This is a genomic window from Flagellimonas sp. S3867 (assembly GCF_014698935.1).
In the GTDB taxonomy this organism is placed as follows: Bacteria; Bacteroidota; Bacteroidia; order Flavobacteriales; family Flavobacteriaceae; genus Flagellimonas.
Window position 1 is genome coordinate 1,060,842 of the sequence record NZ_JACVMN010000002.1, and the last position, 18,697, is coordinate 1,079,538.

At 39.7% G+C, this 18,697-nt stretch carries 21 protein-coding genes, 1 tRNA gene and 1 pseudogene; 15 read left to right on the forward strand and 8 right to left on the reverse strand.

The window, feature by feature from the left end; all coding sequences use genetic code 11:
• Positions 1 to 6: 6 nt before the first annotated feature.
• On the forward strand, positions 7 to 1,311 hold the full coding sequence (locus IAG46_RS12495; RefSeq protein ID WP_190810681.1) for a sulfatase-like hydrolase/transferase: 1,305 nt from the start codon (positions 7 to 9) through the stop codon (positions 1,309 to 1,311).
• Here IAG46_RS12495 and IAG46_RS12500 read toward each other — a convergent pair.
• A complete protein-coding gene (locus IAG46_RS12500) occupies positions 1,305 to 2,333 on the reverse strand; it encodes a LacI family DNA-binding transcriptional regulator (protein ID WP_190810682.1) in 1,029 nt (342 codons plus the stop codon). The two genes, IAG46_RS12495 and IAG46_RS12500, sit on opposite strands and share 7 nt — an antisense overlap.
• Before the next feature lie 137 nt (positions 2,334 to 2,470).
• Between IAG46_RS12500 and IAG46_RS12505 the strand changes: the two genes are divergently transcribed.
• The 5 genes from IAG46_RS12505 to IAG46_RS12525 all read left to right on the forward strand — a co-directional run bounded on the left by IAG46_RS12505 (position 2,471) and on the right by IAG46_RS12525 (position 8,193).
• The gene (locus tag IAG46_RS12505) at positions 2,471 to 3,556 is read left to right on the forward strand and encodes a mevalonate kinase (RefSeq protein ID WP_190810683.1); all 1,086 of its coding nucleotides are present in this window, start codon (positions 2,471 to 2,473) and stop codon (positions 3,554 to 3,556) included.
• Positions 3,557 to 3,610: 54 nt separating this feature from the next.
• On the forward strand, positions 3,611 to 4,501 hold the full coding sequence (locus tag IAG46_RS12510) for a sugar phosphate nucleotidyltransferase (RefSeq protein WP_190810684.1): 891 nt from the start codon (positions 3,611 to 3,613) through the stop codon (positions 4,499 to 4,501).
• Between the two features lie 123 nt (positions 4,502 to 4,624).
• A complete protein-coding gene (locus IAG46_RS12515; protein WP_190810685.1) occupies positions 4,625 to 6,358 on the forward strand; it encodes a SulP family inorganic anion transporter in 1,734 nt (577 codons plus the stop codon).
• A 46-nt stretch (positions 6,359 to 6,404) separates the two neighbouring features.
• Positions 6,405 to 7,814 (forward strand): rhodanese-like domain-containing protein, encoded by a 1,410-nt coding sequence (locus IAG46_RS12520; RefSeq protein ID WP_190810686.1) that lies wholly within the window; start codon positions 6,405 to 6,407, stop codon positions 7,812 to 7,814.
• 1 nt (position 7,815) lies between these two features.
• On the forward strand, positions 7,816 to 8,193 hold the full coding sequence (locus tag IAG46_RS12525; RefSeq protein WP_190810687.1) for a rhodanese-like domain-containing protein: 378 nt from the start codon (positions 7,816 to 7,818) through the stop codon (positions 8,191 to 8,193).
• Here IAG46_RS12525 and IAG46_RS12530 read toward each other — a convergent pair.
• Positions 8,190 to 8,378, reverse strand: a pseudogene (locus IAG46_RS12530) (sterol desaturase); the annotation flags it as partial. The gene IAG46_RS12525 and the pseudogene IAG46_RS12530 sit on opposite strands and share 4 nt — an antisense overlap.
• Positions 8,379 to 8,564: 186 nt before the next feature.
• Between IAG46_RS12530 and IAG46_RS12535 the strand changes: the two are divergent.
• From IAG46_RS12535 to moaC, 6 genes are all read left to right on the forward strand, one after another.
• Complete coding sequence (locus IAG46_RS12535) at positions 8,565 to 9,122, forward strand: YeeE/YedE family protein (RefSeq protein WP_190810689.1); 558 nt, start codon at positions 8,565 to 8,567, stop codon at positions 9,120 to 9,122.
• A gap of 1 nt (position 9,123) precedes the next feature.
• Entirely contained in the window at positions 9,124 to 9,537 is a 414-nt protein-coding gene (locus IAG46_RS12540) for a DUF6691 family protein (RefSeq protein WP_190810690.1), read from the forward strand.
• 87 nt (positions 9,538 to 9,624) lie between these two features.
• Entirely contained in the window at positions 9,625 to 10,017 is a 393-nt protein-coding gene (locus IAG46_RS12545; RefSeq protein WP_223826674.1) for a two-component system response regulator, read from the forward strand.
• Between the two features lie 163 nt (positions 10,018 to 10,180).
• Positions 10,181 to 10,252 (forward strand) — tRNA-Arg (locus IAG46_RS12550).
• A gap of 110 nt (positions 10,253 to 10,362) precedes the next feature.
• Positions 10,363 to 10,803, forward strand: coding sequence for a molybdenum cofactor biosynthesis protein MoaE (locus IAG46_RS12555; protein ID WP_190810691.1), 441 nt, complete (start codon positions 10,363 to 10,365; stop codon positions 10,801 to 10,803).
• Positions 10,804 to 10,806: 3 nt separating this feature from the next.
• The gene (gene moaC, locus IAG46_RS12560; protein ID WP_190810692.1) at positions 10,807 to 11,235 is read left to right on the forward strand and encodes a cyclic pyranopterin monophosphate synthase MoaC; all 429 of its coding nucleotides are present in this window, start codon (positions 10,807 to 10,809) and stop codon (positions 11,233 to 11,235) included.
• Positions 11,236 to 11,238: 3 nt separating this feature from the next.
• Here moaC and IAG46_RS12565 read toward each other — a convergent pair whose 3' ends face one another.
• Positions 11,239 to 12,186: an NAD-dependent epimerase/dehydratase family protein gene (locus IAG46_RS12565; protein ID WP_190810693.1), complete on the reverse strand. Its 948-nt coding sequence runs from the start codon at positions 12,184 to 12,186 to the stop codon at positions 11,239 to 11,241.
• Positions 12,187 to 12,250: 64 nt separating this feature from the next.
• On the opposite strand from IAG46_RS12565, the gene IAG46_RS12570 reads away from it, so the two are divergent.
• Both IAG46_RS12570 and IAG46_RS12575 read left to right on the forward strand, forming a co-directional pair.
• Positions 12,251 to 12,748, forward strand: coding sequence for a hypothetical protein (locus IAG46_RS12570; protein ID WP_190810694.1), 498 nt, complete (start codon positions 12,251 to 12,253; stop codon positions 12,746 to 12,748).
• Positions 12,738 to 13,238, forward strand: a complete 501-nt coding sequence (locus tag IAG46_RS12575; protein WP_190810695.1) for a nuclear transport factor 2 family protein — start codon at positions 12,738 to 12,740, stop codon at positions 13,236 to 13,238. The genes IAG46_RS12570 and IAG46_RS12575 overlap by 11 nt, the downstream gene beginning before the upstream one ends.
• Here the strand turns inward: IAG46_RS12575 and IAG46_RS12580 are convergent.
• The 3 genes from IAG46_RS12580 to IAG46_RS12590 form a co-directional block, all read right to left on the reverse strand.
• Positions 13,235 to 13,936, reverse strand: coding sequence for a hypothetical protein (locus tag IAG46_RS12580; RefSeq protein WP_190810696.1), 702 nt, complete (start codon positions 13,934 to 13,936; stop codon positions 13,235 to 13,237). The two genes, IAG46_RS12575 and IAG46_RS12580, sit on opposite strands and share 4 nt — an antisense overlap.
• Before the next feature lie 102 nt (positions 13,937 to 14,038).
• On the reverse strand, positions 14,039 to 14,848 hold the full coding sequence (locus IAG46_RS12585) for an NAD(P)H-binding protein (protein ID WP_190810697.1): 810 nt from the start codon (positions 14,846 to 14,848) through the stop codon (positions 14,039 to 14,041).
• Positions 14,841 to 17,120 carry a M28 family peptidase gene (locus tag IAG46_RS12590; protein WP_190810698.1) on the reverse strand — a complete coding sequence of 760 codons (2,280 nt, stop codon included), beginning with the start codon at positions 17,118 to 17,120 and terminating at the stop codon, positions 14,841 to 14,843. The genes IAG46_RS12585 and IAG46_RS12590 overlap by 8 nt, the downstream gene beginning before the upstream one ends.
• 121 nt (positions 17,121 to 17,241) lie before the next feature.
• Between IAG46_RS12590 and IAG46_RS12595 the strand changes: the two genes are divergently transcribed.
• Entirely contained in the window at positions 17,242 to 17,712 is a 471-nt protein-coding gene (locus IAG46_RS12595) for a CBS domain-containing protein (protein ID WP_190810699.1), read from the forward strand.
• Between the two features lie 4 nt (positions 17,713 to 17,716).
• Here IAG46_RS12595 and IAG46_RS12600 read toward each other — a convergent pair whose 3' ends face one another.
• Both IAG46_RS12600 and IAG46_RS12605 read right to left on the reverse strand, forming a co-directional pair.
• Positions 17,717 to 18,070, reverse strand: coding sequence for a hypothetical protein (locus IAG46_RS12600; RefSeq protein ID WP_190810700.1), 354 nt, complete (start codon positions 18,068 to 18,070; stop codon positions 17,717 to 17,719).
• Positions 18,071 to 18,186: 116 nt separating this feature from the next.
• The gene (locus IAG46_RS12605; RefSeq protein ID WP_190810701.1) at positions 18,187 to 18,678 is read right to left on the reverse strand and encodes a DUF6265 family protein; all 492 of its coding nucleotides are present in this window, start codon (positions 18,676 to 18,678) and stop codon (positions 18,187 to 18,189) included.
• Positions 18,679 to 18,697: the final 19 nt, after the last annotated feature.

The following is an 18,697-nucleotide window of genomic DNA, read 5'->3' on the forward strand; positions in this document are numbered from 1 at the left end:
TTGAAAATGAAAAGATGGCTTCCAATACTTTTTATCATATTTATTTGGGGATGTAAGCACCATAAAACTTCCGAAAACATTAAACAGAGGCCAAATATCATTTTGATAATGGCCGATGATCTAGGTTATGAAACCTTGGGTGTCTATGGAAGCGATAGTTATAAAACACCCCATTTGGATAGGTTGGCCAATGAAGGAATGCGTTTTGAACATTGTTATTCCACACCACTCTGTACACCCTCAAGGGTGCAGTTGATGACCGGGAAGTACAGTTTTAGAAACTACATTGGGTTTGGACTGTTGGACCCAAATGAGAAAACGTTTGGACACTATATGCAAAAAGCCGGATATGAAACCTGCATTGCGGGCAAATGGCAATTATTGGGAAATCCACATCAACAAAAATTGGCGGGAGGTAAGATAGGAACCTTGCCGGGAGAAGCAGGCTTTGATGATTATTGCCTTTGGCAAATTGACCAATTTGGGTCACGGTACAAAGACCCTTTGCTCAGTGTAAAAGGAAAGGGAACAAAGAAATTTGAAAGCCAGTTCGGCCCAGACGTGTTCGTAGAACATATAAAGACCTTCATGCGCGCAAACAAGGAAAATCCCTTTTTTGTGTACTATCCGATGGTGCTCACGCATGACCCTTTTGTTCCAACTCCGGATAACGCAGGATTTGTGGATTTTGATACTACTACTAAGGTGAATGACACCACCTATTTTGGTGAAATGGTAACCTATATGGATAAATTAGTTGGGCGGATAGTTGATGAAACCGAAAAATTGGGAATCCGAGAGCATACCTTAATACTTTTCATTGGAGATAATGGAACCGATCGAGATGTCATCTCATTAATAAATGGAAAACCACTGAAAGGAGATAAAGGATACACTACAGATGCTGGAACCCATGTACCTTTTATTGCCAACTGGAAAGGAACAATAAATCCTGGGAGTGTAAACAATAATTTGATTGATTTCACGGATTTTACACCCACCCTTTTGGAGGTGGCCACTCAAGAAAAATGGGATGAAAAAGTATTGGATGGCCATAGTTTTTATCCACAACTGGTCAACCAAAAATATGCTCCCAGAGATTGGGTATTTTGCCATTATGAACCGAATTGGGGAAAATTTGAGCCCAGAAGATATGTGCATGACAAAACATGGAAATTGTATGAAAATGGAAATCTGTTTAATATAGAAGAAGATCCCCTGGAGGAAAATCCGTTACAAATTGAGAATCAACCAGAAGCAGTTAAGAGTAAAATTAAAAACTTTAGAAACGTATTGAAGGAATATCAATAAAGATAACTCTCAACATTTTCTGAATTGATAATTTGGATGGGCAGCAAACTTTTCTTTGACAATTCCTTTCCCAAAAGCAGGTTATCCACCAATCCTTTTAATCCCAATGAAGCTTGAAGCTTTGGAGATTGGTGAATTAAAAACTTGATGTCGTTGGATTGTAAGGCTTTAATATTCTCTTCAAGAAGATCATAACCGACCACCACTTTAGTTTTTCCAAGTGCTTTTAGAGCTTTCACAATTCTGTAGACCTTTGAGGTGGTTACAAATATGCCACCCACACCCTCATCTTCGATAAAAGCTGCGAATTTTTGCTCAAACCCAGAAGCTCCAATTGCCAATGTGATTACTTCGTAATCCTGCATTTCTTTGAAAAATTGCCTAAAGCCACGTTCTTTTTCCCGTAAATGTACGGCATTGGTCGATTCCTCATCAATATGTACAAGAGCAATTTTAGATGGCGCTTTAAGCGCATCGGCCATTAATTTTGCTGCAACTCTACCACTCATAAAAAGATCTAATCCTACATAAAGATCTACAGTTCCCCCATGAAAACTATTGAAAGTACCGGTTAGGATGTCTTTATTTTTTAACTCATCCAAAAGAAGGTCACTTTCCTTTTCAAATAATGGAACAAATAGAAAGGCGTCTATATGTTGACCCAAAAGACCAAACCCGATGTCTAAAAATGATTTCGAGTCCGCAGGATTATAATAGTGTACCGAGATATCTATATCAAACGCTCCATATTCTTCCATCACCTCTTCAATACCTTCTTTGCCAGGCAACCAAAAGGGATCTTTTGCCGAATCAGGAAGAAGAACTTTTATGATATAGACCGTATTGTTTTTAAGCGTACGGGCTATGGGGTTGGGCTTATAGTTAAATTCTTTTAGTGCATTATTTACACTGAGCAAGGCTTTTTTGGACACTTTGCCGCGATTGTGAAGTACCCTGTCTACGGTTCCTATCGAAACACCAGCGGCATTGGCGATGTCCTTAATAGTGTACTTTTTCCTCATACACCTACAAATATATCAAAAAGAGATTGTTAAAAAATGTGTACGTTAACACGTTTTACTATATTTGCTCTTGTCATCAGTGTAAAGCCCAATAAATTGTACAGGAATTAAACGTATTTTCGTCCGAAATGAATAAAATGCATAAAGAGAGAATTGTAGTTAAGGCACCAGGGAGAACATGCTTGTTTGGTGATCACCAAGATTATTTGGGTCTTCCGGTGATTGCCTGTGCGATTAACAGGCATATGATTCTTACTGCTACAATTAACAATAGTGACCAACTGGTGGTTAATATGCCCGACGTAGGGCATCAAAGAACCTTCAATGTTGGCAAAAATAACGGACAACCCCAACCTGGCGATTTTTTGCTTACGGCGCTTAAAGTATTGGAAAATTATGATTGCGTTCCCACAATGGGATATGATGTTGAGATTACCAGTAACATTGCCATTAATGCAGGTACATCAAGCTCGAGCGCATTGCTTTTGACCTGGGCACAATTTCTAATTGAGGCCTTTGGGTGTAACCAAGAAGTAACCAAAGAATTTCTCTCTCGTGTGGCCTATGAAGCCGAGGTAACCTATCATGGTAGTCCTGGTGGAAAGATGGATCAATATAGCATTGGGATGGGAAATATTATTTATTTGGAAACTGGAGACAAGTTTTCGTATGAAATGTTTCATAAACCAATTGCGGGACTGATTGTTGCAGAATCCGGAATTCCCAAACAGACTACAGGGGTTTTGGGTGAACTCAAATCAAAAGCACGAATGGCTATCGACGAAGTAGAGCAAAAGTGCCCTGATTTCATTTTGGAAAAAGCCACGGAGGAAGAAATCCCCAAGTATTTGGAGTATGTTTCCGAAGATTTAAAAATATACTTTTCAGCCGCAATTATAAACCACAGCATAACCCAAAAGGCACTGCAAGAGTTCAAGAGATCCGAATTGGATGTAAATAAGATTGGCGAACTAATGAATCGTCATCATCATATTCTTAAGGACTACCTAGAACTTACAGTTCCGAAAATTGACAACATGGTCGATGCCGCATTGGATGCGGGTGCTTTGGGAGCAAAAATTGTTGGGTCCGGAAGAGGAGGTAGCATTGTTGTGTTAGCCAAAGACGGAGAGCAAAATAAAGTGGTGAAAGCCCTGATCGAAGCAGGGTCGAAAAACGCTTATGCAGTTTCTGTGGATGAAGGGGTACGAATTATTGAATAAAATGAATTGTCCCTTCGATGGGACTTTAGGGTTGATTTTAATTACATAAAGGAAATGAAAATAAATCGCACTACTAGCCTAGTGGTTTTGGCCGGGGGAGCCTCTTCAAGAATGAAGAAGCCACCGCAAGATGGTAAAGAACTGTCAGAACAAGAGATCCAAGAAGCCAATCAAAGGAGCAAAAGTCTTATCAGTGTGGGCAACGATGGTCGCCCGATGATGGATTATGTGCTGTACAACATCAAAAAAGCTGGGTACACCAATATTTACATTGTAATCGGTCCAAAAGGAGATCTTTTCAAAGAGTTTTATGGAGACCAGGATAAGGGTAACGATTTTCACGGAATGAAATTATCGTTTGCCGTACAACACATACCCGAAGGACGCGAAAAACCTTTTGGTACGGCAGATGCACTCTACCAAGCAGTGGAGCAATTCCCAGAATTAAATGAGACAAGCTATGTAGTTTGTAACAGTGATAACCTTTATTCGGTGGAAGCTTTGAGGTTACTTTCAGAAAGCACATCACCACACGCCTTCATTGCTTACGATAGGGACGCCTTGAGTTTTCCCTCCGAACGAATTTCCAGATTTGCTCTTGTTGAACTTGATTCAGCAGGTGCCTTGACCAATATTGTCGAAAAACCCTCAGAAAATGAGGTGGAAAACTATAGGGACGCTTCGGGCAAGTTAAGGGTGAGCATGAACATTTTTAAGTTTGATGGGGTAATGACGTATCCGTATCTCAAAAATTGTCCAGTGCATCCTGTCCGAAATGAAAAAGAACTTCCTTCCGCGCTGATGAACATGCTTTTGGATAACCCTGGGACAATGGCAGGTTTGCCCCTGTCAGAACATGTTCCAGACCTTACTTCCAAGGAAGATATTCAAGAAGTAAAGAAATACTTGGAACAGCATTATCCCAAACTGGATTGGAATTTTTAAACAGGATATTTTGTTGATCACACCCTCTGATTTCTAATGTATCTAGATCAACTTTTTAAGTTTTGCTTGTTTTGATTCTGCATTCCCCTTTTTGAATCTTATTTTTACATAAAGTTCAATTGAATGCTCAAAAAGCTTTTTCCGATTTTATCGTGGATAAAAGGGTATGACCGTTCCTATTTGTCCAATGATGTAACTGCGGGTATTACCTTGGGCATTATGTTGGTTCCACAAGGCATGGCATATGCCATGATAGCCGGGATGCCTCCCATTTATGGACTTTATGCAGCCTTGGTTCCCCAGATCATCTATGCAATAACAGGAACATCAAGACAACTTGCTGTTGGCCCGGTGGCCATGGATTCCTTATTGGTGGCCGCAGGAATTGGGGCATTGCAACTTTCCAATACCCAGGATTACATTTCGGCGGTATTGTTTCTTACGCTGATCATCGGGGGCTTACAGCTTCTTTTAGGATTCTTGAAAATGGGCTTTTTCGTCAATTTCTTGTCCAAACCAGTGATTAGTGGGTTCACTTCTGCAGCTGCTATTTTAATAGGCTTGGGGCAATTGAAACATGTTTTGGGGATAGAACTCCAACAATCGAGCAAAATATATACACTCATCTCAAATATTTTTGGCGAATTGAATAACATAAACGGATACACGCTAGTTATGGGGGTTGCGGCTATGCTATTGATCCTATTGGTAGGAAAAATGAGCAAAAAAATACCCGCCCCATTGTTGCTGGTGATTTTAGGAATTGTTACCGTTTTGGCTTTTGGATTGGAAACCAAGGGGATAAAAGTGGTTGGCCAAATACCGAGCGGATTACCAGAATTTGTCTTGCCAAATTTCAACATTAATGGGTTAGGACAGTTAATGCCAATTGCGATAACCGTAGCACTCTTTGGTTATATGGAATCCATTTCCATTGCAAAAGCGGTGGAAGAAAAACATCCCGAATATGAGATTGATGCAAACCAAGAGTTGCGGGCGTTGGGCCTTTCCAATCTGTTGGGGTCCTTGTTCCAATCCTTTCCTGTATCCGGTAGTTTTTCTAGAACGGCCGTGAATGATCAAGCCGGGGCCAAAACAGGAATAAGCCTGATTGTAAGTGCTTTGATCATAGTGGGAACATTATTGTTTCTCACTCCTTTCTTCTATAATCTTCCGACAGCAGTACTCGGAGCTATTATTATGGTTTCCGTTTTTGGATTAATCGATATGAAGTATCCAATATTCCTTTTCAAACATAGAAAAGATGAGTTTTTCCTACTGATAACCACCTTTATCATGACGCTTTTCATTGGTTTGATTGAAGGTATATTGCTTGGAGTTTTACTCTCCTTACTTCTTTTGGTTTACCGAACCTCACATCCACATATAGCCATCTTGGGAAGAATCAAAGGCTCCGATTATTTCAAAAATGTAGAACGATTTGCACAAGAAGTGGAAATAGAGGAGGATAAATTGATTTTTAGATTTGACGCTCAATTATATTTTGGCAACAAGGATTATTTTAAGAAGGAATTGTACAAACATTTAGATCAAAAAGGACCAGGCCTTAATTATGTGATATTGAATGCCGAAGCCATAAACTATATTGATAGTAGTGCCGCTTCAATGTTGGAAAGAATAGTAAAGGATTTGCACTCAAAAGACATTCGTTTTTTTGTGGCGGGGGCCATAGGACCTACCCGTGACATTTTCTATAGCAGTGGATTGATAAATGTCATTGGAAGGGAGAACCTTTTTGTCCGAACTTTCGAAGCTGTGGCCTTTTGCACAAATAAAACAGAAAGAAATGAAATTCAAGAAAAAATATCATTACAATCCAAAGCAAAGCATTTGTAACTTTGATGCTTGGATTGTTACTCGTTCAATCTTAAAATTATAGCACATGAACATAGAACAAATATATACAGGATGCTTAGCTCAAGGAGCTTATTATATAGAAAGTGAAGGAGAAGTGGCCATTATTGATCCACTACGGGAAGTGAAACCTTATATCAAGAGAGCTAATGATGATGGGGCCGAAGTCAAATATATTTTCGAGACCCATTTTCATGCCGATTTTGTAAGTGGACATGTAACCCTGTCCAAAGAAACCGGAGCTCCCATAATCTACGGCCCCAACGCCAACCCATCCTTTGATGCGATTATAGCCGAAGATGGACAGGAATTCAAATTGGGCAAATTGACCATAAAGGTTTTGCATACACCGGGGCATACCATGGAAAGTACCACCTTTCTTTTAAAAGATGAAGCAGGAAAAGATTATGCCATATTTAGTGGTGACACGCTCTTTTTGGGAGACGTTGGTAGGCCAGATTTGGCCCAAAAGGCCGCGGATATGACCCAAGAGGAATTAGCAGGGACTTTGTACGACAGTCTTCGTAACAAAATAATGCCCTTGGCAGATGATGTTATCGTGTACCCGGCCCATGGAGCAGGGTCAGCCTGTGGTAAGAACATGATGAAGGAAACAGTGGATACCTTGGGCAACCAAAAGAAAATGAACTACGCCCTTCGGGCGAATATGACCAGGGAAGAATTTATTAAAGAGGTTACAGATGGACTTTTACCACCTCCACAATATTTTCCTTTGAACGTAAAAATGAATAAAGAAGGATACGAGGATATCGATACTGTTTTAGAACGTGGTACCAGGGCGTTATCAGCGGATGCATTTGAAGCAGCCGCCAATGAGACCGGAGCTGTGGTATTGGATGTGCGTCACCAAGATGATTTTGCAAGAGGCCATGTGCCAAGATCAATTTTCATAGGATTGGGCGGCAGTTTTGCGCCATGGGTTGGAGCGTTGATCGCCGATGTAGAACAACCCATTCTTTTGGTTGCTCCTGAAGGTAAGGAAGAAGAAACCATAACACGACTTTCCAGAGTTGGATTCGATGGCACTTTGGGTTATTTGGAAGGCGGCATTGATGCTTGGAAATCTGCTGGTAAGGATGTAGATAAGGTTGATAGCGTAAAAGCGGAAACTCTCAAACAAAAATTAGATAGTAAAGTTCCCGTGTACGATGTCAGAAAAGAATCTGAATACAATGCGGAGCATGTCGAGGAAGCCAAGTTGACGCCATTGGATTTCCTCAATGACCACTTGTCGGAATTTCCGGAGAAAGAAACATTCTATGTGCATTGCGCTGGGGGATATCGAAGTATGATCGCAGCCTCCATTTTAAAAAGTAGGGGAATCCATAATTTGGTCGATGTTGCAGGTGGATTTAAAGCAATCAAAGAAGCAGGTATTCCTGTTACGGATTTTGTATGCCCCACAACACTTAAATAACATGAGAATTTTTAAAATATTTACTGCGCTATCCTTGCTGATTTGCGTTGGATGCGGAAAAAAAGCTTCCCCTGAAGTCATTTCCGTCACAAAATCTGAACTGGTCGCGGCCTTGGAAAAAGGAGATATTCAATTATTGGATGTTAGAAGGCCGGAAGAATATGATCAAGGACATATAGGTGATGCCGTAAACGTCAATGTCTTGGATTCTGTCGGTTTCAAGAAAGGAGTCGCTTCCTTGGATAAAGAAAAACCTATTTATATCTATTGTCAGGCAGGAAAAAGGAGTAAAAAAGCTTCTGAAAAGTTGAAAGCAATGGGATTTTTGACCATTTATGATTATTCAGATGGATACGGTTCATGGGAAAATGAAAACTAAACCCCTTTCTTTTTAGATTTGAACCCATACACCAATCGATTCCAAAAACTTTTTGGAATGGATTGATCGGCGGGAAAACCAAGAGGAATGGTCCCACTTTGTTCAGGAATGTAATTGGTCCTAAATAGATAGTCCCATAAACTAAGACTAATACCAAAGTTTACCCCATACTTTCCTTCAGGTAGTGTACCCATGGTACATTGAACAATATAGAGTTCCATGTCCATTGCAAAGAACCTTCAACCCCATGAATTAAGGCCGCTATATAATCATTCATAATCGAAAGATATGACTATTTTCAACCAAAATTATGTCTCGCTTTATCCTGATTTTTTTTAAAGGCGTAATTTTATCAAAACAAGAATTACACTATGGAAATAATTTATCATCCTTGGCCATGGTACGTATCAGGGCCGTTGATCGCGTTTGTCATGTTTATATTGATAATGGTAGGGAAACGTTTCGGAATGTCATCAAATCTAAGAACACTTTGCACGATGTGCGGAGCAGGAAAACACGCGGATTTTTTTCGATTTGATTGGAAATCACAACGTTGGAACTTGGTGGTTGTGGCCGGGACAATAATTGGCGGATATATCGGAGCTAATTTACTGTCTCATGAATCAGCAGTTGCAATTGACCCTAGTACTATTAAGGAATTGCAAACACTTGGATTTGAAAGTGCCGGTATGGCCTATTTGCCATCAGAGCTTTTTGGCAATACAGTTTTTTCAGACCTTAAAAGTTTGGCTTTGCTGATAATAGGTGGACTTTTAGTTGGTTTTGGGGCACGCTACGCCGGGGGGTGCACCTCCGGACATGCGATTTCTGGTCTTAGCAATTTACAATTACCATCGCTGATCGCCGTGATCGGATTTTTTATAGGTGGTTTATTTATGGTTCACGTTTTATTTCCTTTGATTTTTTAATATGAGAACATTAATACATTTATTGATAGGGATATTTTTTGGGATTTTGTTGTTCAAATCCGAAGCGGCTTCTTGGTTTCGGATTTATGAGATGTTTCAGTTTGATGCGTTTCACATGTATGGCATAATGGGTTCTGCATTGGTGGTCGGCATGATAATGATTCAACTCATTAAGCGATTTAAAATCAAATCTTTTTATGGTGAAAAGATCGTTATCCTACCTAAAGAAAAAGGTTTTAAAAGATATATGTTCGGGGGAATCCTTTTTGGATTGGGCTGGGCTTTGGCCGGAGCGTGCCCCGGACCCATTTTTACATTGTTGGGAGCTGGCTTTCTTCCCATTGTCGTTGTATTGGTTTCTGCAATTCTGGGAACATTTATATACGGTATTTTGAAGAATAGATTACCTCATTAAGATGGTCTTGACGGGATATTTGGGCAAGATGACGAATTTGACTGGTCGTTTAAACACAACATACTAGATTTACCCGCTTGTAAAGAAATGAACGTGCAAAGAACCGTTTGTATAATCGATGATGATTTGGTATCGCAGTTTGCAACCAGATACTGCATACAACAATATCAAGAAGAATTTAATATCATCACCTGCGCCAGTGGCGAAGAGGGAATCTCCACATGCATTGACTTAGTAGAACATAAAAAAAATCTACCGGATATTATATTCCTTGATCTGGTTATGGATGGTATGGACGGATGGGCTTTCTTGGAAAATCTTCAAAACCTCTTTAAAGATCAAGAATTGCCTAAAATATATGTGCTTTCAGCTTTTGCCAATGCAAAGGATCGAACCATAGCCAAAGAGCACAAATTGGTTTTGGGACACATTGACAAACCGCTTTCAAGAAATCGTTTGGAAGGGATTTTTGCAAGTTAAACGCGAAGATTTACGCCATTATCACAGTAGAATTTGATGCCAAAAGTAAAGCATTGTGAAGGTCAGAAAGTTTTTCAAAAAAAAGCATATTTTTGCTTCCCGTTCTGGTAATAGCTTCGTAATTCAAAAGATAGATTAGAAGCCTGCCCGTCAAAATGATTAAGGCCTCATAGTTCAAGGGATAGAATAGAAGTTTCCTAAACTTTAGATCCAGGTTCGAGTCCTGGTGAGGCTACTTCGGCAGGTGGGTTTCCTAAACTTTAGATGCAAATTCGGTTCTTGGAGGGTACAAATTATCCTCATTTTTGACTTTTCTTATTTACCTTAGCAAAAACTAGTTCTTCCATGGAAAAGAAAGTGAAAAATGTTTTTGTAAAGGGTGCTATTGTGCCATCCTTTATTGCAGATTCCATTGCAAAACACCAGACCAAAACAGAAATTGGGGCACATGATATTTTTTTAGGCCAGGTAAGAGCTGATAAAATTGATGGGAAGATAGTAGGCGCCATTGAGTATACCGCCTACGAAGACATGGCCAATCTAAAATTCCATGAAGTTAGGGAAAACACTTTTTCAAAATTTGACATCACCTGTATGCACATCTACCATAGCCTAGGCACAGTTGGCGTTGGAGAGATTTGCCTTTTTGTTTTTGTTTCGTCGCCTCATAGAAGAACAGCTTTTGAAGCATTAGAATATGTGGTAGAAGAAATAAAATCACAGGTCCCAGTTTTCGGGAAAGAGCTTTTTGAAGATGATTCTTATCAATGGAAAGTAAATACCTAAGCTATGGTTGATATTACTGAGAAACAGTCCACACATAGAACAGCAATTGCTCAGGCAATTGTAAAAGTAAGTTCCCAAAACACGATTGTTGCTATTAAAGAAGGAACCGTGCCAAAGGGCGATGTGTTTGCCATGAGTAAGGCAGCTGGCTTTCTTGGGGTAAAAAAAACAGCGGACCTACTTCCCGATTGCCATCCACTACCTGTGGAGTTTTGTAGCATTGATTATGAAATCAACGGCCTTGAAATTGTGGTAAAGATAGTAGTAAAAACATTCTACAAAACGGGAGTGGAGGTCGAGGCTATGCACGGAGCAAGTGTTGTTGCCCTAAATATGTACGATATGCTCAAACCCATAGATAAAGGAGTAGAGATACACCACATTAAACTCTTGAAAAAAACAGGAGGTAAGTCCGATATCAATCTGAGATGAAATTTATCGGAGGTTCCTTAAATTTTCCAACATTTCTTTTGTGGTATCGTCCAAATCAAACCTTGGTTTCCAATTCCAATCATTTTTAGCCGCAGAATCATCTATACTGCTTGGCCAAGAATCTGCAATTTGTTGTCTAAAATCAGGATTGTAGCTCACTTTAAAATCTGGAATATGGGATTGTATGCTCTTCGCAATTTCCTGCGGACTAAAACTCATGCTTCCCAAATTGTAGGAAGATCTTATGTTTAAGCTTTCAGCCGGACTTTCCATTAAGCTAATGGTGGCTCTAATGGCATCATCCATATACATCATGGGTAATTTTGTGTTTTTGTCTAAAAAACAATTGTATTCACCCTCTTCCAAGGCCTTATGGTAGATTTCCACAGCGTAATCGGTAGTTCCACCGCCAGGCATCGTCTTCCAACTGATAAGTCCAGGATATCTTACGCTGCGCACATCAACACCAAACTTGTTGAAATAGTATTCGCACCAACGCTCTCCCGCTTGCTTGCTTATACCATATACCGTACTTGGTTCCATGATTACATTCTGCGCAGTGTTTTCCTTTGGAGTATTCGGACCAAAAACAGCAATACTCGAAGGCCAGAAAATTTTAGTAATTTTTTTCTCCTTGGCAAGGTTGAGTACATTAAAAAGAGAGTTCATATTTAAACTCCAAGCGCGCATGGGAAACTTCTCAGCGGTGGCACTCAGCATAGCTGCCATCAAATACACCTCATCTATTTCGTAATGCATTACCACGTCTTCAATGGCCTCATAATTGGTGGCGTCCAAAATTTCAAAAGGACCTGACTCCATAAGTGTTTCGGTGCCTTCCCTTATATCACTGGCTATAACCGTTTCGGCACCATGTTTAGCCCGGAGTTCCATCGTAAGTTCCGTCCCTATTTGCCCACAGGCACCAAGAATGAGAATGGGTTTCTGCATTTAAAATGAAGTTAATTATATCAGGCTGCAAAGATAGCCTTTATTAAAATTTGTACATTCGCTTATGCGAAAATTGTCCTATTGGTTTGCAGCTCTTTTGCTATTGGCGGCCTGTAAAAATAATAATGTCACTCCAGACGAAGCGCAGGATGAAGATTTGGCATTCAACTATCAAAAAATGCCGAAGAAACTTGAATTAAACCCCGAAGCTGCCAAATTGGTGGAAGGTTGGATAGAGTTCAAGACCTTGTCCAGTAGTTTTGATGTTTTGTACAAGGCTAAGAACAATGAAGATTTGATTTTGGCCATTGATGATCTCATAGAAAAAGAAAAGTTGTTGGCGGCCTCAACCTATCCTGGAATACTTGATGACCTTCAGATTAAGAGCCGGCAACGTGTCCTCAAAACATATTTTCTAAAAGTAAAGGCCAGTATTTTAAACAATCATGATGCCACAGAACCCACAATAGAAATGTTGGAAGCATACAATGCTTTTCGCAGACAATTTAATGTGGTCTTAAACAGCCAATTGGATGAAAAATTGATTTTGGATGAAGAATAGCATGTTTTTATGGGTTTTGATGACCCTTTGCCTTGGCCTAAAAGCTCAGGAAAATGAGAAGAAAACTATAAACAAACTATTGGATAGTTGGCATTATGCTGCCGCCAATGCCAATTTTGAATCCTATTTTGGAATGATGACCAGTAACGGGGTTTTTATTGGTACAGACGCAACTGAAAATTGGCAAAACAAGGCATTTAGGGAATTCTCAAAGCCTTATTTTGACCGAGGGAAGGCTTGGAGTTTTACATCGGTGGAACGAAACATTTATTTGAACGAAGCTAAAGATATAGCATGGTTTGATGAACTACTGGATACCCAAATGAAACTGTGCCGTGGATCGGGAGTGATAAAAAAAGAAAATGGGCAATGGAAAATTGCCCACTATGTACTTTCAATTGCTGTTCCCAACGAAAATGTTGGGGAACTTATTCAACTTAAAAAGGAAAAAGACAGCCTTTTGTTGCTTGATTTAAAAAAGAAGAACTAGTTTTTGTTTTCTCCTTCGGGCTGTTGCTTGCGCGATTCCAAAGCTTGCTTGCTTAAACTTGCCAAATTAAAGTTGGGGTCAATTTTTAGCGCCTCATCAATGGAAGCAATCGCAGTATCTATATTATTTTTATCCTTGTTGAAGATTACCAAACCTTTTAAATGGTGAAAAGCTGCCTTTAAAGGAACCTCATACGGTTGCTGCCTTTCATAGAAGGCATATTTCTGGTCATCCTTGGCATTGACAATGCCATATTCAATATTGGTAGAAGCTCCATCCGTATCCCCAACCTGGATTTTAAGATCTGCCAGTTCATATGCCAAATAGGCCGATGGATTTCTGGAAAAAAGTACTTCAAAATGTTCCAAGGCCCTTTTAGGTTGGTTCAATCCTTTTAAAGAGACCGCTTTTACCTGAACTGCCAAATCAGAATCGTCAGTTTTCTTTTCAATACCAATGGTGTTCAAAGCCTGCAAATGTTGGCCGTTGTTCATGTACACAAATGCCAATGTATCTCTCCGTGCCGTAGATGGCGAAAGCACATTTAAATGTGTAAGAGCGTTGATGACACCAGCAATATCGCCTTGTAAACGCATCTCATTATAAAAAGCCTTATAGTGCTCGGTAAGTTCGTTGTTGCTTTGTGAAATTCCGCTGAAACCTATGAATAAAAGTATCAACACCGCAATTTTTCTCATCTCTCATGTTTTTTGGTGCGCCAAAACTAAAAAAATAATTGGTATTAAGCTGTTAAAGAATACTATATGAATCGAGAAAAAATCGAAATAGGATTTATCAACCTACGAAATGACCGAAGTATTGAAACGATGCGATTTATCCGTAAAATTTTTGGCAAGAATGATCTTGTTCAATTTAGAAGGAAGACTTTTTGAATAATTTGGTTGTGGAACACTTATTTTAAGGGCTTCTTGCGTATAATACTCCTTTTTAGTAGGATGCAACGGATAAACGCCATTGAAGATTTCTCCCCAATAATTGTTTTTTAAAATGGTGCTAATCATATGTATACAATCATCCAAATGTATTAGGTTGATGGGGTCATTCCCATTGGTGAGATTTGGCCTTTTGGACAACATGATCACCGGATGACGATTTGGGCCTATCAATCCCCCAAAGCGAATAATGGTCGAATTGAGTTCAGGATCCTGGGAGAAAAGTTGTTCAGAAGCCAATAATTGCTTCCCTGATTCGGTAACAGGTTGTGGAATGGAATCTTCGGTAATTTCACCTGTAATATTACCATACACCGCTGTGCTACTAACGAAAATGATATGCGAAACCGAGCTTTTTTTGATTTCATCATAGAACAACCCCATTTTTTCATAAAAGCTCTCAGAATTTCCGTTGCGCAGTTTTGGAGGCACGTTTATAATCAGGAAATCTATTTGAGACAGGAAATTTTGAACATCTCCACCAATGGTTGCGGCCGACAATGCAATTTCATGGGCAGTTATTCCGAGATTTTCCAATACGACAATTTTTTCCTTGGAAGTTGTGGTGCCATGCACGTTATGTGAATCGGCTACCAGCTGTTTGGCAAGGGGCAATCCGAGCCATCCACAGCCCATAACCCCTATTTTTTTATTCAAAACGAAGACTTTTGGTCACCAAAATGGCGTCATTGAGCACAAAAGGCATAGGAATACTGGTTGCGGGACGTTGAGGGACCGTAAAATCCGGATTGTTGAGCAAATCGTTGGACGACTCATAAAAGGTAAGTTCCAAAACCGAATCTTTAGGAAAGCTCATTTCCAATTCCGTATAGTCGTTATTGCTAATATAATGAGTTACCAATTTTTTCCTTCTCTTTTTCAAGAAATCGTCGGATAAAGGAATACTGTTCACCTTAACTGCACTGAATTCGAAAGAACTTGCATAAACATCAAGTCTGTTCACCTTCCTTTTCGGAGTAACGCATAATTCAAGTATTCGATTATCTCCAATAACAGTATCCTTTACCGTATCAATCCATGGAACCGCGATATCCTTTTTTGGCGCTTCGGAGGTATAGGTAAAACCGGACCCATATTTACTGGCCAGTGTTTTGAATCCTGTGGATTCTGAAGTTTTTGCTTTGTCCTTCAAGAATTGACCATTCCAACCAATCAACTGTTTATCATAGGTAGCCCACGCAGCACTATCATTATCTGCATTATAAACGTACAACAGACTACTCGGCTTTGGCCTTTTTTCATTAAAATCAGACTTGATGTGCGCAGAGATGCTAAAAACAAAGAAAAGGAACATAGCTAAATAAGCCATTCGATTTCTGTTTTTAAGCTGTCCAAAAAATGGGAGCACCAAAACAAAAAGAAGGGTGGTGAAAACCGTAGCTGCAACCATCATTTTTAATCCTAGCCCTACAGGGAACATTTTTATAAATGGAGAATACACAAAAATTGCTGGAAGTGCTAAAAATACGAGCAGAAAAGGATTTGGTTCTTCTTGGTTTATGGTTACCATAAGGGCCACCAGCAAACCGAAAAGTGGCACTACAAAAAAACTTGCACCTTGAAGATAAACCGACACCAGTCCACAAATAAGTAACCAAACAAAAATGGGGGCTATCAAAAGCTCAGGCACACTAATCTTTCGGAATTTATGATAAAACCAAAAACATACGGCCAAGGATAACATGGCGAACGACATAATGTACAGGTGGCCGTTATAGGTGAATCCATGGAGCATATCACCAAAACCTGGATACCACCATTGTATGGCTTTCCAGCTAAAAAATCCAACAAGACCATTAATGATAAGGGACAACAAAAGGGGCACAAACCCTTTAAGCATACCACTCATGCCCAGGCGTTGTTTTTTTAAACCCATGATCAACAAAATGATGAAAGCAATAAGGGCTATTGCAAACATGGGCCATATCCAACTAAACGGATAGGAAACCAATTTAAAGTATGGAAGGTTGAAATAGATATAATCTTCATTGGTTTTTAAGTTGTTCAAATCGGCATCGCTAAAGTAACGAAGTAAGGGCATCAAATAGCTTCCTTGATGCGCCAGGGTGTTTCTGTCGAGCCGCTCATAATTATCAAGAACAGTATGGTAATCATAATGATCATCGATGAAGGCAAAATTGAAACCTTCAATGTCTCCATCTTCTCTAAATACGGTAAGGTCAGTATCGTTGGGAAGCATTTTATAAATACTGTATGCCAAAGAATTCGCCACGGGATATTCGGGATTTGCTGCGGTAAATTCCTTGATCAAGGTTCCATTGCCCTGATTGGTTTCGATCAACATATAGCTAGGGCCACCGCTGCCCCTTGCCTCAAAATTTAGTACGAGTCCAACTTCCTTGGCCCAAGGATGATTTTTCACAAAAAGGTCTGCTCCGTTCAGCCCCAGTTCTTCTGCATCTGAAATAAGAATGATAATGTCATTTTTGGGCGTCCTGATTTCGGCTAAAAAAGCTCTAATCCCCTCCAATATGGTGGCAACACCGCTCCCAGCGTCACTAGCACCAAGGGACGAATGGGGGCTGCTATCGTAATGGGACAGCAAAAGCAGAGCTTTTCCTTGTTCAGAGCCTTCAATTCGGGCCAAAATATTGGTTGCTTTGCTCAGATTCGCCCAGTCGCCAGCAGTATAGCCTTCTTGCAAAGTGGTTTCAAGCCCTAATTTTTTTAATTCTGAAATAACGTAGCTTCTTGCATTGGCATGACCCGGAAAACCCACTGCATGGGGTTCTTTGGAAAGGTTTTTTACATGGACCAAAGCCCTGTCCGTTGCAAAGGAACCTGGTTCCGCCTCTAAATCGGCCTTGTAGGTAGGCATTAAAGATTTATAGCTCCAGTAAACGGCCAGTAAGAGAAATAAAAGGGCAAGTGTTCGGGAAAATTTCATGGTTTATCGAGTTGGCACATAAAAATATGAAATTAAGAAAGGTTTGTGCATTTGAGCTTAAAAATTTAAATAATTCGAGGAAAAATCCTATATTTAAGATTCAACCTTAAAAATCAACACTATGGCAATCAAGAGTTTTCAGGGTGTTCGAGCAAAGGGTTCCTCAAAAAAAGATTATGATGCGCCCATACTTGTTGAGGACTATATGACCAAGAAATTGGTGACTTTTGCTCCGGAACAATCTATTTTGGAAGTTATGGAAGCGTTTGCCAAACATCATATTTCCGGAGGGCCGGTAATGGATGAAAATGGATTTTTGGTAGGAATCATTTCCGAAGCGGACTGTATGAAGCAAATTTCTGAAAGTAGGTACTTCAATCAACCCATATTGGATAAGAGTGTAGAGCGTTTTATGACCAAAAATGTGCAAACGATTCCGCACGATATGAGCATATTTGATGCTGCAGGTGTATTCGATAAACATAATAGACGTCGACTGCCGGTCATGAAAAATGACATTTTGGTCGGGCAAATTAGCAGAAAGGATATTGTAATTGCCGCACTAAAATTAAGTGCACAAAACTGGAAATGATAGACTATTCACGTTTGACGATCATATAACGGTCGTTATCCAATGGTAAATATCCTAGATCATAAAGGAAGTAATACGTGCTTCCTTTTTTTGTGGTGTATAGGTTTGTGATATATTCAAAGTCAAAACCCTTATCGATCAACTGCATTTTTGTTGTAGTGGTCTTCCCATCTTTTAAAGTGAAACTATTCAGAATTCTGTAATTTTTTCGCAATCTATTGTTGATGTTCCTGACCAGGTTTTTGCTATCCTTGTTCAGTTTGTTGTTATAAGCGTTTCGACAATGGTCGGAACAGTACTTTTTGTCGACCCTGCCAATCAATTTTTCCCCACATTCCAAACAATTTTTTGCGGACATAATTTTTGATTTAGGATACTACAATATCGCGCATTTTTCACAAAATGCCAGAATTCTAATTGGGAAAAGCGTGAGTCACGAGTCAGCGCGACGCTTTCCGTTATGGATTTGCATCGCTATTGGTATCTTTTGTAATTGAAAACCAATTCTTGGGCGCTATCATGCTTTCCTATAACCACATACACCTGAATTTCATCATCACTCAATTTCTTCATGGTCAAGCCTTCAAAAAAAACCTTGTCCTTTTCAAGGTTCACAAGTTTAAAATCTATTGTCTCATCTTTGGTTTCCCAGCCTTTTAAATCTCCATGAAAATGTTTAAGCTGTAATAGGAGTGTGGAATCTATTTGGCGTATGTGTCCAACTTCATAGAATGAAACTTTACCATTGTTGATCAGTCTAAATGAAAACATCATGGATTCTCCCAATGGAGGACTCCAAATTTCTTCGACAATACCACCCAAAGCTTCACCTCTCCAATGTCCTGTTATCCAAGAGACGTCATCCAAAGTGGCATTTGGCGACTGCTGTCCCTCCTTTAACTGAAGGGTGTTTTGGGCATGGCCAAAACTCAATCCGAATGCTAAAAAGCAAAATAAAATTTTCATAAACTGTCATCTTTGTTAT

Excerpts from the sequence above, each read along its gene's own strand:
- IAG46_RS12580 (WP_190810696.1), bottom strand. The coding sequence starts at position 13,936 with ATGAGAAAAATTGCGGTGTTGATACTTTTATTCATAGGTTTCAGCGGA.
- IAG46_RS12520 (WP_190810686.1), top strand. The coding sequence starts at position 6,405 with ATGAACATAGAACAAATATATACAGGATGCTTAGCTCAAGGAGCTTAT.
- IAG46_RS12600 (WP_190810700.1), bottom strand. The coding sequence starts at position 18,070 with ATGTCCGCAAAAAATTGTTTGGAATGTGGGGAAAAATTGATTGGCAGG.
- IAG46_RS12595 (WP_190810699.1), top strand. The coding sequence starts at position 17,242 with ATGGCAATCAAGAGTTTTCAGGGTGTTCGAGCAAAGGGTTCCTCAAAA.
- IAG46_RS12505 (WP_190810683.1), top strand. The coding sequence starts at position 2,471 with ATGCATAAAGAGAGAATTGTAGTTAAGGCACCAGGGAGAACATGCTTG.
- IAG46_RS12565 (WP_190810693.1), bottom strand. The coding sequence starts at position 12,186 with ATGCAGAAACCCATTCTCATTCTTGGTGCCTGTGGGCAAATAGGGACG.
- IAG46_RS12495 (WP_190810681.1), top strand. The coding sequence starts at position 7 with ATGAAAAGATGGCTTCCAATACTTTTTATCATATTTATTTGGGGATGT.
- IAG46_RS12500 (WP_190810682.1), bottom strand. The coding sequence starts at position 2,333 with ATGAGGAAAAAGTACACTATTAAGGACATCGCCAATGCCGCTGGTGTT.
- IAG46_RS12515 (WP_190810685.1), top strand. The coding sequence starts at position 4,625 with ATGCTCAAAAAGCTTTTTCCGATTTTATCGTGGATAAAAGGGTATGAC.
- moaC (WP_190810692.1), top strand. The coding sequence starts at position 10,807 with ATGGTTGATATTACTGAGAAACAGTCCACACATAGAACAGCAATTGCT.
- IAG46_RS12540 (WP_190810690.1), top strand. The coding sequence starts at position 9,124 with ATGAGAACATTAATACATTTATTGATAGGGATATTTTTTGGGATTTTG.
- IAG46_RS12575 (WP_190810695.1), top strand. The coding sequence starts at position 12,738 with ATGAAGAATAGCATGTTTTTATGGGTTTTGATGACCCTTTGCCTTGGC.
- IAG46_RS12605 (WP_190810701.1), bottom strand. The coding sequence starts at position 18,678 with ATGAAAATTTTATTTTGCTTTTTAGCATTCGGATTGAGTTTTGGCCAT.
- IAG46_RS12535 (WP_190810689.1), top strand. The coding sequence starts at position 8,565 with ATGGAAATAATTTATCATCCTTGGCCATGGTACGTATCAGGGCCGTTG.
- IAG46_RS12555 (WP_190810691.1), top strand. The coding sequence starts at position 10,363 with ATGGAAAAGAAAGTGAAAAATGTTTTTGTAAAGGGTGCTATTGTGCCA.
- IAG46_RS12525 (WP_190810687.1), top strand. The coding sequence starts at position 7,816 with ATGAGAATTTTTAAAATATTTACTGCGCTATCCTTGCTGATTTGCGTT.
- IAG46_RS12570 (WP_190810694.1), top strand. The coding sequence starts at position 12,251 with ATGCGAAAATTGTCCTATTGGTTTGCAGCTCTTTTGCTATTGGCGGCC.
- IAG46_RS12510 (WP_190810684.1), top strand. The coding sequence starts at position 3,611 with ATGAAAATAAATCGCACTACTAGCCTAGTGGTTTTGGCCGGGGGAGCC.
- IAG46_RS12545 (WP_223826674.1), top strand. The coding sequence starts at position 9,625 with ATGAACGTGCAAAGAACCGTTTGTATAATCGATGATGATTTGGTATCG.
- IAG46_RS12590 (WP_190810698.1), bottom strand. The coding sequence starts at position 17,120 with ATGAAATTTTCCCGAACACTTGCCCTTTTATTTCTCTTACTGGCCGTT.